A 12,927-nucleotide genomic window follows, 5' to 3' on the forward strand; every position below is an offset into this window, starting at 1 on the left:
ATGGATTATGAGAAAAGCATTGAAACAAATGACGGTTGCAGTATTAATAGGTAACCGCGGATTTTTTCCAAGCTATTTGGTCGGTGATGCGCGACGCGATGCAGAACGCCTTTTTAAGGAATTGGATATTAAAACAGTGATGTTGGGCGAACAGGATACTAATTATGGCGGTATCGAGACTCATCAGGATGCTAAGATTGCTGCGCAACTACTTAAAAAGCACTGTGATGAGATTCAAGGTATCGTGATATTGCTACCGAATTTCGGTGATGAGAAAGCGATCTCCGAGAGTATTCGCCTGTCGGGGTTAAACGTACCGGTTTTGATACAGGCTGAAGACGACGAATTGCACAAAATGGGGCTGGCAACCCGTCGTGACAGTTTCTGCGGTAAAATCTCACTTTGTAATAATTTACGTCAATATGGTATCCCGTTTAGCTTGACTACTCAGCATACTTGTGCTTTAACCGGAGAAGCGTTTAAACGAGATTTGCTTTCATTTATTTCCGTTTGCCGCGTAGTTTACGCTTTGAAAGGTTGTCGCATCGGCGCAATCGGTGCGCGCCCGGGCGGATTTAACACGGTTCGCTACAGTGAAAAATTATTGGAGCGTCTAAGTATTTCAGTGGAAACCATCGATTTATCGGAAATTTTTGCCGGAGTGAACGCTTTGCACGATGATGATCTGCGCATTGTGGAAAAATTACAGCTGCTAAAAAATAATGCCGACACATCGGCAATTCCGCAGGATAAATTATCTATGATGGCGAAACTGTTTGTGGTGATCAGTAATTGGATTGTAGAAAATGATATTGATACGACAGCTATTCAATGCTGGACATCTTTGCAAAATACTTTGGGTATCAATGTTTGTTCCATTATGAGCATAATGTCCGGTCAGTTAATGCCGAGCGCCTGTGAAGTGGATGTAATGGGAGCATTATCTATGTACGCGCTGTCGATCGCATCAATGAAACCGGCCTCCATTGCCGACTGGAATAATAATTTTGGCGACGAACGGGATAAATGTGTCATGTTCCACTGCGGCAATTATGCAACGGAAGAATTACATAATCCGTTTATGAGTACGGCGGATATTATCGGCACAACTGTGGGTTGTGAAAATACTTGCGGTGCGATTAACGGACGGATGAAAGCTGGGTCGTTGACTTATTTCAGGCTGTCGACTGATGATCTTGATGGTCGGGTAAAGGCTTATGTGGGCGAAGGTAAATTTGTTGATGATGAATTAGATACCGTTGGGTGTCGTGCAGTGATCCAAGTGGCGGAATTGGAACAGTTGCTAGCCTATATATGCAACAACGGTTTTGAACATCATGTGGCGATGAACCATTCTTCTTCGGCACAAATATTGTATGAAGCGTTCACTAAATATCTGGGGGTGGATTGCTATTATCATAAACGGGCGTAATCAGTTTTAAACGCCATCGAAAAGGTTAAAAAGTGCGGTCGGTTTAAAACGCATTTAAAACCGACCGCACTTTTGCTTTATGTCTGATTTCGTTCACGAAATGCTTTTGGTGTCTGGTGATAGTCTTTTTTAAATACTGAGTAGAAATACTGTAATGACGGATAGCCGCAGACTTCTGAAATTTCTTGAATAGAAATGTCCGATTGACGTAATAAATTTATCGCACGCTGCATTTTTTCTTCATGAATGACCTGATGCACGGTTTTATTCATTTCCGTTTTAAAGCGTAATTCCAGATTAGAACGGGAGGTGCGCAGATGATCAAGCACTTGCTCTACTTTAATGCCCTGACAGGCGCGGTGGCGAATATAGTGCATGGCTTGTATTACCAATGGATCGCGCAGTGAACGGTAATCTGTCGAACTGCGCTGTTCAACTTTCAGCGGTGGGATCAGAATTGGTTTGTGGCCGACCGGCTGTCCGTTTAGTATATAATGCAAGAGTTTCGCCGCCTGATAGCCGATTTGTCTGGTACCTTGTGACACGGAAGACAGCGAAACGCGGGATAAATAACGAATCAATTCTTCGTTATCAATACCTATGACGCAGCGTTGTTCCGGCACCGCGATTTTCAGATATTCGCAAACTTGCAATAAGTGGCGCGCCCGTGCATCGGTAACGGCAATAATGCCGGTATGCTCGGGCAGAGAGGCAATCCATTCCCCCAAACATGCCTGCGCCTGTAGCCAGTTTTGCGAATTGATGTGTTCGCCCAGATAAATATTTTTAGCATAGGCATATTTATCCATTAATGCGGAAAATGCGTTTTGTCGTTCAATTGACCAATGCCGCTCACAGGGCGACGGCTGCCCGTAGAATGCAAAACTGGAAATGCCTTTTTGTTTCAAGTGTAAAAAAGCCATTTCCACCAGTGCATCGTTATCGGTGGCGACATAGGGCCGCGGCGGGTAAAATGCCGGATTGCGATACGAACCGCCGACCGCGACGGTTGGAATCGCCACGGATTGTAAGCGCTCGGCTGTTTCCGGGTCATCAAAATCTGCGATAATGCCGTCAATCGATAAACTTTCAATGCTGTCTTTGTGATAAACGAAGTCATCTTCGACAAAAATATCCCATGTGCATTGCGATGCTTGTAAATATTGCCCGACACCGGCAACAATCTGACGATCATAAACTTTGTTAGCGTTAAATAGCAGGGCGATGCGGTAGTATTTCAGATTGGTTATCATAATGGCTTGTTCCTACGATGACACAAGTATATATAGCATACCTAATTTATTGAGAAAGAGTATGGTTTTGTATTAGCTATTTGATTCGAATAAAATTATTTACACACTTTGGATGGGTTTTCTAATCTTAGAATATTTTTACTTTTTATGATACAAGCTAGTAGTTAAATTAACTAATATGATTTTTTTAAGATGAAAAATCACCGTTCAATCAAGATTGGACGGTGAATTTGCTTTTTTAGAACGGTAAAATTTATTTTAATTTTGCAATACCAAATCCAGTGATTCCCCATATCATAGCAAATACAATACCACTCCAGCATAATATTGCCCAAGGTAAGTAAGATATAGTTGCTACGCCAAGCGTACCCGCCATATAAGCACCGGCAGCCGTCCAAGGAAGAATTGGTTCAATAATTGTTGCAGAGTCTTCAACGGTTCGGCTTAAGTTTTTAGGGTGTAACCCGCGTTCGATATAAGCATTTTTTAACATTTCTCCCGGGATTAGAATAGAAATTTGACCATTACAAGTAACACCAATCATAGTTAGTCCGCAAATTATTGTTGTAAAGATTAATGATACTGTCGATTTTACTAGTTTTAATAAATGATTGATGATAACGTCCAAGGCTCCGCTGAGTGATAAAATACCAGCAAAGGAGAGAGCGCAGAAGCAAATGAGTAATGTTCCCATCATTGAATTCATCCCTCCTCGATTTAAAAGGCGAGCTAGATCAGCACTGACAGGAATATTATTTGGGATCATTGATACATTAAATCCATTGACAGCGCTATTAATAACATCATGTAATGTGAATCCTTGGATGAATAATGCATTTAATACCCCAATAAAAGCTGAGAGTAGCATAACCGGAATAGTTGGTTTTTTGGTAATTGAGCCCCATAAAATAATGATAACAGGAATAAGTAGTAAAATTATATTGAAATGATAGATTTGTTCCAGATCTGAAATCATGGTCGACACTTTTTCTGGTATTGTGGCATCATGTAAATTTCCATTCATTCCATAAATAACATAGACTATGGCAGCTAAAATAAAAGATGGTAGTGTTGTGTAAAGTAAGTGGGTAATATGCTCGTAGAGATCTACTCCAGTTGCAGCTGAAGCTATGTTAGTTGTATCTGATAAAGGAGATAATTTATCACCAAAATAAGCTCCAGCAACAACCGCACCTGCAGTGGCAGCTAAATTGGCATTCAATCCGATAGCAACCCCCATAAAAGCAACACCAACGGTTCCGGCTGAACCCCAAGATGTCCCGGTACAAACAGATACAATAGATGTTAAAATAAGCGCGGTAATATATAAAAACTGGGGATCGATGATCTTTAAACCATAATAAATCATCATAGGGATCGTTCCCCCTGCAATCCAAGTGCCGATTAGTAACCCTACTGTAATCAATATTAATAATGCCGGCATTGTTTTTGCAATTTTATCAGCAATTGCATTTAACATATCGTTATAGTTGTATCCTAAATATTTGACTAAAAATCCGGCAAATATACAAGAAATTACCATTAATGGTTCTGGCGGTAAATTAAAGAATGCATAGCCTAAACCTAATAAGAACAACATAACTAATATAGGAGATAGTGCTTGTAGTAATGTTGGAACTTTTATTTTATTGCGCATATTCATAATTAATTTCCTCTTGTATTAATAAAGTTAGTCCATTTTTGATTTTATCTAGACATTCTTCTAATAAGGATCTTGGCATTGCAATGTTCATTCTGAAAAACGGCAAATCTTTTACACCAAAATTGCTCCCCCACGATACCTCTATATGAGATAGATCAATAAACCAATGTTTCAATTTTTCTTCATTAATATGTAACTTACTGTAATTAATCCAAACGAGATAAGTACCTTCACTATTTGCTATTTCTAATTGGGGAATATTCTGATTAAAAAATTCTCGTACAAGTATTTTATTTTGATAAATATAATGTTTTAACGATTCTAGCCATTCATCACAATATTGATAGGCAATATTAATCGCCGGGATAGAAAAGAAATTTGGATTATGCATGCCTAATGCTTGCATGCATTTCTGAAATTTTGTTCTAACATTATTGTTATAAATAATTAGATTAGATATTTCTAGACCTGGAATGTTAAATGTTTTTGCTGGAGACGTACAAATAATTGAATTGTTTTCAATATATTTACTTAAAGTGGAAATAATAATATGTTTATTATCTGAAAAATCAAAATCAGCATGAACATCATCTGATAGAATAAATACGCGATATTTTTCAGCTAACTGGGATATTTTTTGTAATTCGTTATATGACCAGACTATTCCTGTAGGATTGTGGGGGGAAATTAAAATAAAGGCTTTCGATATCTTAAAACATTTTTCTAGTTTATGAAAATCAATAGAATAATTTCCCTTATGATAAACTAATTCACATTTCTCAGCATATCTTTCATTTAATGTAATTGCATCTATGATAGGACTATATGAAGGTGTAAGGATACATATTCTGTCATTTTTTGATGTGAATTCTTTAATATAAATAGATATGGCTTGGATTATTCTGGGGCAGAAAAGAATACTATCATTAGTGGTTTTATAATTATAATGGCGGAATATATATTTTCTGACAATATCATAGTAATTATCCGGTAATATGGTGTAACCATAGATACCTACATTGTTTTGTCTGGATAAATATTCGATCATCTTTCGGGGGGCAGAAAGATCCATATCAGCTACAGACATTGGAATTATATCCTCACCGTATTTATGGGTCATTTCCCATTTGGCACTGCTACTTTTTGATCTGTCGATAAAAATATCAAATTGATTTTCTGTCATAATAGCCTCCGGGATTAGGTTTATACAAACTTTAAATCGTGAGAAAAATTATTAAAATTGTTAAATCTGGTATTTCTATTACGTTTTTTAACTTTTGTGACCCAGCCCACAATAAACAATAATCTTAATCGGTAAATCAAATAACGTAATTGATTGCATTAATAATTTCATCGATTATGCTCTCGAAACGGTTGGAATTAAGGAGAAATTATCATGGCTTATTTTGACAAAATTGAAAAAGTGGCTTTTGAGGGCGTGCAATCCACCAATCCTTTTGCGTTTAAACATTACGACGCGGAAGAGGTGGTTTTCGGCAAAACCATGGCGGAGCATTTGCGCTTGGCGGTGTGTTATTGGCATACTTTTTGCTGGAGCGGCAATGATATGTTTGGTACAGGTTCACTGGACAGAAGCTGGCAGAAAAGCACAAATCCGTTGGAGGCGGCAAAGCAAAAAGCCGATATCGCTTTTGAATTTCTCAGCAAATTAGGTGTGCCTTATTATTGTTTTCATGATGTGGATGTGGCGCCTGAGGGCAATTCTTTTCAAGAATATCAATATAATTTGCAAACTATCGTGGATATTTTGGCGCAAAAACAAGCAGAAACCGGCGTAAAATTGTTGTGGGGAACGGCGAATTGTTTTACCCATCCGCGTTATATGTCGGGGGCGGCGACGAATCCTAATCCTGAAGTGTTTGCGTGGGCGGCGGCGCAAGTGTTTAGCGCCATGAATGCTACCAAACGGCTCGGCGGCGAAAACTATGTGCTGTGGGGCGGGCGTGAGGGCTATGAAACGCTTTTGAATACGGATTTAAAACGTGAACGCAATCAAATCGGGCGATTTATGCAAATGGTGGTGGAACATAAGCATAAAATCGGCTTTCAAGGTACGCTTCTTATTGAACCGAAACCGCAAGAGCCAACCAAACATCAATATGATTATGATGTGGCGACGGTGTACGGCTTCTTAAAACAATTTGGCTTGGAAAAAGACATTAAAGTCAATATTGAAGCCAATCACGCCACCCTTGCAGGGCATACCTTCCAGCATGAAATCGCCACCGCCTGCGCCTTGGATATTTTCGGCTCCATTGATGCCAACCGTGGCGATGCACAACTCGGCTGGGATACGGATCAATTCCCAAATAGCGTGGAAGAAAATACCTTAATTCTGTATGAAATTTTAAAACACGGCGGTTTTACCACCGGCGGCTTTAATTTCGATGCCAAAATCCGCCGTCAAAGCACTGATCCTTACGATTTATTCCACGCCCATATCGGCGCGATTGATGTGCTGGCGTTGTCCTTAAAGCGGGCAGCGAAAATGCTACAAGACAAGGTGTTGCAAGACATCGTAGAAAAACGCTACGCAGGCTGGGAAACCGAACTTGGCAAACAAATTTTAAACGGCGAGTCTTCTCTTGAAAAACTGGCGCAAATCGTGCAAGCTCAAAACTTATCTCCGACATTAGTTTCAGGGCAGCAAGAATATTTGGAAAATTTGGTGAATCGGTATATGTACGGTTAAAGTGCGGTCACAATATTACGCAATATTTGCTGTAGGGACAGGCTTTATGCCTGTCCGAAAAATATTCATCGATGAACGGACAGGGATAAACCCTGTCTCTACGGAGAGATGTTAGCACAGCGAAATCCATAAAAAGGAGGAAATATGTATATTGGTATCGATCTCGGCACTTCAGGTGTCAAAGTGGTTTTATTAAACGAGGAGCAAAAAATTGTTGCCACCACGCAGCAGCCTCTTTCAATTTCTCGCCCTAAACCCCTTTGGTCGGAGCAACATCCGTTAGATTGGTGGCAGGCGGTAGATTGCGCCATGTTACAACTTTCTGAGCAACAAGAGTTATCCGCGGTCAAAGCTATTGGGCTGACAGGGCAAATGCACGGCGCCACCTTGTTGGATAAGCAAGATCAAGTGCTTTCTCCAGCAATTTTATGGAATGACGGGCGCAGCGCACAGGAATGTGCGGAGCTGGAAAATCTTGTACCAAATTCGCGTGCAATCACCGGCAATTTGATGATGCCCGGGTTTACCGCGCCAAAATTAAAATGGGTGCAAAAAAACGCGCCTGAAATTTTTGCAAAAATCGCCAAAGTATTGTTACCAAAGGATTATTTGCGTTTGCACATGACCGGCGAATATGCCTCGGATATGTCGGATGCGTCGGGTACCATGTGGCTAGATGTGGGGGCTCGAGCTTGGAACGATGCCTTGCTGAACGCGTGCGGATTGGCGCAATCTCATCTGCCTAAGCTTTTTGAGGGCAATCAGATTACAGGCTTTTTGCGCAAATCCTTGGCGCAGAAATGGGGGGTAGGCGAAGTGCCCGTTGTGGCTGGCGGTGGCGATAATGCCGCGGGCGCAATTGGGATTGGGTTGTATCAAGCCGGGCAAGCGATGCTCTCTCTCGGCACTTCAGGCGTATATTTTGTGGTAACCGATAAGTTTCTCGCCAATCCGCAAAAAGCGGTGCACAGTTTTTGCCACGCCTTGCCTAAGCGCTGGCATTTAATGTCGGTGATATTAAGCGCGGCTTCCGCTGTAGATTGGGCGCAGCAATCTTTGGGCTTTGTGGATATTGCAACGCTTTTTGCGCAAGTGGAAAAAAGTGCGGTTAAATCTGAAGCGATTTTTTTGCCGTATTTATCCGGTGAACGAACACCGCACAATGATCCCTATGCCAAAGGCGTATTTTGGGGCTTAACCCATAACGATAACTCGGCGACGCTGGCAAAAGCCGTTGTTGAGGGCGTTAGTTTCGCTTTAGCCGAAGGTATTGATGTCTTGCATGAAACCGGCGTACAGGCTGAGAATATCGCCTTAATCGGCGGCGGGGCAAAAAGCGCTTATTGGCGTCAGTTATTGGCGGATATTAGTGGACGCACGTTGGAATACCGCACCGGCGGTGATGTGGGACCGGCATTGGGCGCGGCAAAACTGGCACAAATTGCATTGCACCCGCAACAGGATATTGCTACATTTTGTCAGCCCTTGCCGCAGGAAGCCGTTTACCAACCCAATTCGCAACGCCATGAGTTCTACCGGCAAAAACGCACGGCATTCACTGAGTTATATCGGCGCTTGAAAGGATGTTAACCGCTTAAATATGCGACAAACAGAGTCGGCGCCTTAAGAAGTTGGGGAGGAACCGACTTTTAGGTATCGCATGAATGATAACTGTTTTTACATTCTAAGTTTTATGCTGGATACCAATGTAACTTGCTAAATGATATTCGGCAATTTTCACCTTCCTGTGGACCAGGCTCCTCGCCGTCCTTTCTGTATGCGCAATTCTTGTTTACCGATTAAAATATTGTAATCAATAACCTCGCCCAGATAGGAACGTTGCTTTACCACACCGGGTATACCGCCCGAATGGACGAAATTTATTTCTGACGGACGAGTTGCCAAAATAGCTTTACCTTGTTGAATTAAGTTTACAGGTGGCATCGGTTGAATGTTGAATACTTCCGTAAGACCTTCAAATGCAACTCCCTGTGAACCTAAAATAGCATTGAGCTGATTTGATAATCCAATAAAATTGAAAACGAATTTATTGGTTGGATTATTATATACGTTTAGCGGGCAGTCTATTTGTTCAATCATACCTTTTTTCATGACCATTATCCTATCAGATAAAGCCATTGCTTCAAATTGATCGTGGGTAACGTAAATAATGGAAAAACTGAATTTTTGTTGTAGCGCCTAGATCTCAAATCGCATTTCTTCACGTAAATGAGGAGCCAAACTGGATAAGGGCTCATCTAGCAACATTACATCTGGATTTAGTGCCAATGCACGAGCAAGAGCTACGCGTTGCTTTCCTCCGCCAGACAGATCATCAGGACTTTTTTGCGCAACATTGTGTAGGTTAGTGTGTTTTAACGCATCATTAGTTCGTTTTTCAATTTCGCTTTTAGACAGTTTTTTTAACGCTAAAGGAAACACGACGTTATCATAGACTGTCATGCGTGGCCAAACTGCAAAAGCCTGAAAAACCATGCCAAAATTACGTTTTTCCGGAGGCAGGTAGAAATTTGATGCTTTGGAAGATAATAATTTATTGCCGACACTAATTTCGCCTGAATCTAAATCTTCAAAACTGGCGAGCATACGTAGAATTGTTGTTTTACCGCAACCTGATGGTCCAAGCATAGAAAAACATTCACCTTTTTCTATGAAAAGGTTTAAATCGGAAATTGCGATCTCCTCACCGAATTTTTTCATTACATGATGAAATTGAATGTAACTCATAATATTTTCTCCTTAAAACCCGACTATTTTTGTGTTTTCTTTTCGGCGTAGCGTTTAATGATAGTTTGACCAAAAACGATAATAATTAATGCGATACCTGCCAGTGCTGCGGAATATACGGTCTCGCCGTCTTCGTTGAGAGTATAAATTGCGACCCCAATAGCACGTGTTGACGGGCCGTAGAGCATAACGGATACAGTTAATTCTCGTAATGCAGGTAGAAAAATAAGAAAAAACGCAGCAATCATTCCTGGTCTTACCAATGGAATAACGATATCTTTTAGTGATTGCCACATACTTGCACCGCAAGCGCGGGAAGCTTCAACTAATGAATCGTGTACTTGCTCCAAGACCGCTGAGTTAGCTTTAAGTGAGAAAACCATATAACGTGCAATATAAGCAATGAGGATAATCCACACTGTATTGTAAAGGTTGATGCCGAATTTTCCGCTCCAGGCGAGAATTACTCCTAAAGCGATAACTGAACTCGGTACGGAGAATGGAAGCATACCCAGGAATTCCAAAATACCTTTGCCTTTTACGCGCATTTTCACAATAACGTATGAAATCATTACTCCAGCAAACATGGTAATTACTGCAGCCGCTAAACCTAAAAGTACGCTATTGCGAATGGCGTCTTTAGTGAGCTGCCAATTAAACAGAATAAATTTGTAATTTTCGATTGTCAGATTTTCCCAAGCAATTGGCAATCCGTAGGTTTTTAATCCTCCGACGATAAAAATTGTTGCCGTAGGCAACACAATCGTAAATGCGATGTAGCATAAACAGAGTACTAATAAAGGCATACGTAATCCGCGTAATTTGACTTTTACCGGACGGAAGCTTTTGCCAGCAATAATCTGAAAACGACCTTTATTTAAAACGCGGTTTTGTAGCCAGATAATTACAGCGGCGGTGGCTACTAATACGGTAGCCAGCACTGTTCCGGTTCGAATCGCCTCGAAACTTCCCGCACTTTGGTGAATACGTTCGTAAATTAAGGTAGGAATATTAAAAATACCGTTCTCGACACCTAATACTGCGACTGTTCCGAAATGCGCCATTGAATAAAGCATAATTAACAATGCACTAGATACAATACTCGGCATGACCTGGGGAATAGTGATTTTGCGTGTGATCGTAAACAAGTTAGCACCGGAAATACGCGCTGATTCTTCTAAAGTCGGATCCATTCACTCTAAGGCACCACAAACCTGAATAAATACGAACGGAAAGAGATACATAGTTTCCACCGCCATAATGCCAGCATAACTATAAATATTGAATATGGGTTCTTCCAGACCAAAGGTATCCATAAAGAAACGGTTAATATAACCAGCCCGGGGTGAAAGCAACATTTTCCAGATTAATGCGCCGATAAAAGATGATAGCATAAAAGGTACCAGGAACATGACTTTCATAAACCCCTTGTAAGGTAAATCCGTACGAGTGACTAGCCAGGCAAAGAAGGTTCCTACAATGGTGCTCATTACGGTTACGCCACTGGCAATAAATAATGAGTTAAGTAAAGCTTCGTAAGTTTCCTGTTGTTTGAGGATTTTTACGACATCGGTGATATTAAACTGACCGTCAACCCAAAATGAGTTAATAAAAATTAACAATACAGGTACAGCGACAACAATAACTAAAATGCCGATAGATAAGGCTAGAATACTGTTTGCTACATTAAACGGGCTTTTTTTATTAATAGCAGCTAGCATGGTTACCCCCTTGTTTGTTAGATTTCAGGAAACCACAATAATTCATGGAAATTAATACAACAATCTTCGCCTTCTTTAAACATCAGATCGTTTTGTAATGCGGTATCGGTCGGTACTTCTGTACGCAGCGTTACACCGTCGATATCAATCATATAATCCATGACAGCCCCTAGAAAGTTTGCTCGTACGATTTTTCCACGTAAACCGTTTCCTGATTTGGTTAGAATAATATCGGATGGACGGCAACCAACTTTACCGTTTTCAGTGGGAAATTTTTGCCATTGCAATGCCTGCGAGCCTTGCCCGACAAAATGTTGTTTGTTTTCATAACGTAATGATAGAAAATTTGCCAGTCCCATGAATTTAAATACCATTTCATTTTCTGATTTCTCATAAATTTCCCAAGGTGTGCCAATTTTCTGAATCACACCATTTTTATCCATGATTGCCAGCCGATCGGAAATGGCTAAGGCGATTTCCTGATCATGTGTCACATATAAAATCGTAATACCTAATTTTTTGTAACCATTTGATTTTAAATCGCATTTCTTCTCTAAGATTTGCATCCAGATTATTTAACGGTTCATCCGACAGCATTAACGATAGTTTAGCTACTAGTGCTGGGGCCAGTGCGACCCGTTGTTGTCCACCAGATAACTGAGATGGTAAACGGTTCTCCAGACCGCTCAGATTGACGAGTTCAACAACCGCCATAACTTGCTGATGAATAATATTTTTATCCAGCTCTTTTAATTTTAATGGATAGGCGATATTGTCGAATACACTCATATGTGGTCAAACGGCATAATCTTGAAAGACAACGCCGAGACCGCACAAATCAGGTTGTGCGTCTATACCGATAGCAGGATCCGCCACTACATGTTGATCAATGAGAATACGCCTTGAATCAGGCACCTCGAAACCAGCTAATAAACGGAGTAATACCGTTTTTCCACAACCAGACGGACCTAATAGTGTGAAACATTCGCCGTCTTTTACTATTAACGATAAATCTTTTAGCACTTCGTGTGAACCGAAGGCTTTGTTGATATTTTCAAATGTAATTGTTGCCATAGTGCACGTCCATTATAAGGCTAGTTGCGACCCTGAAGTATCTGGGTAAATTTTTTAACTGTTTTTTTCTTTATCGGATAAGATTGATTGGTAATCGATAGGAATTGCACGATTAATTGCATCCTCGACCGATGGCATACATTTCCAATGGCTCAACATCTTTTCTTACTGGTAAAGTACCTTCTTTTGCGATGATTTTTTGTGCATCTTCAGAAAGGAGAAAATCAATAAATTGTTTTGCTATCGTTAAATTCTGGGTGCCTTTAAAAATGATCTACACCCCAAAAGTTGGACTAAACATCTAACTCATTAAGGTGCAGATT

At 40.6% G+C, this 12,927-nt stretch carries 6 protein-coding genes and 4 pseudogenes; 3 read left to right on the top strand and 7 right to left on the bottom strand.

The genetic code is table 11. The annotated features are described in order from the left end of the window. Positions 1 to 7 precede the first annotated feature (7 nt). Positions 8 to 1,432 (top strand): L-fucose/L-arabinose isomerase family protein, encoded by a 1,425-nt coding sequence (locus tag BN3349_RS08820; protein WP_040976938.1) that lies wholly within the window; start codon positions 8 to 10, stop codon positions 1,430 to 1,432. A gap of 77 nt (positions 1,433 to 1,509) precedes the next feature. Here BN3349_RS08820 and BN3349_RS08825 read toward each other — a convergent pair whose 3' ends face one another. The 3 genes from BN3349_RS08825 to BN3349_RS08835 all read right to left on the bottom strand — a co-directional run bounded on the left by BN3349_RS08825 (position 1,510) and on the right by BN3349_RS08835 (position 5,531). Further along, entirely contained in the window at positions 1,510 to 2,685 is a 1,176-nt protein-coding gene (locus BN3349_RS08825; RefSeq protein ID WP_040976939.1) for a XylR family transcriptional regulator, read from the bottom strand. 253 nt (positions 2,686 to 2,938) lie between these two features. Continuing rightward, on the bottom strand, positions 2,939 to 4,342 hold the full coding sequence (gene nhaC, locus BN3349_RS08830; protein WP_040977184.1) for a Na+/H+ antiporter NhaC: 1,404 nt from the start codon (positions 4,340 to 4,342) through the stop codon (positions 2,939 to 2,941). Next, positions 4,332 to 5,531 (bottom strand): MalY/PatB family protein, encoded by a 1,200-nt coding sequence (locus BN3349_RS08835; RefSeq protein WP_040976940.1) that lies wholly within the window; start codon positions 5,529 to 5,531, stop codon positions 4,332 to 4,334. The genes nhaC and BN3349_RS08835 overlap by 11 nt, the downstream gene beginning before the upstream one ends. 213 nt (positions 5,532 to 5,744) lie before the next feature. Between BN3349_RS08835 and xylA the strand changes: the two genes are divergently transcribed. Together xylA and xylB are read left to right on the top strand one after the other, a co-directional pair. After that, the gene (gene xylA / locus BN3349_RS08840) at positions 5,745 to 7,061 is read left to right on the top strand and encodes a xylose isomerase (protein WP_040976941.1); all 1,317 of its coding nucleotides are present in this window, start codon (positions 5,745 to 5,747) and stop codon (positions 7,059 to 7,061) included. Between the two features lie 144 nt (positions 7,062 to 7,205). Continuing rightward, the gene (xylB, locus tag BN3349_RS08845) at positions 7,206 to 8,651 is read left to right on the top strand and encodes a xylulokinase (protein WP_040976942.1); all 1,446 of its coding nucleotides are present in this window, start codon (positions 7,206 to 7,208) and stop codon (positions 8,649 to 8,651) included. A 101-nt stretch (positions 8,652 to 8,752) separates the two neighbouring features. Here xylB and BN3349_RS08850 read toward each other — a convergent pair. The 4 pseudogenes from BN3349_RS08850 to BN3349_RS12305 all read right to left on the bottom strand — a co-directional run. Next, positions 8,753 to 9,809: pseudogene (locus tag BN3349_RS08850) on the bottom strand (ABC transporter ATP-binding protein). 23 nt (positions 9,810 to 9,832) lie between these two features. Further along, a pseudogene (locus BN3349_RS08855) lies at positions 9,833 to 11,530 on the bottom strand (ABC transporter permease). 17 nt (positions 11,531 to 11,547) lie between these two features. Further along, positions 11,548 to 12,604, bottom strand: a pseudogene (locus tag BN3349_RS08860) (ABC transporter ATP-binding protein). A 20-nt stretch (positions 12,605 to 12,624) separates the two neighbouring features. After that, positions 12,625 to 12,875: pseudogene (locus BN3349_RS12305) on the bottom strand (iron ABC transporter substrate-binding protein); the annotation flags it as partial. Between the last annotated feature and the right edge of the window lie 52 nt (positions 12,876 to 12,927).

The organism is Necropsobacter massiliensis (genome assembly GCF_000827595.2).
Taxonomy (GTDB): Bacteria; Pseudomonadota; Gammaproteobacteria; order Enterobacterales; family Pasteurellaceae; genus Necropsobacter; species Necropsobacter massiliensis.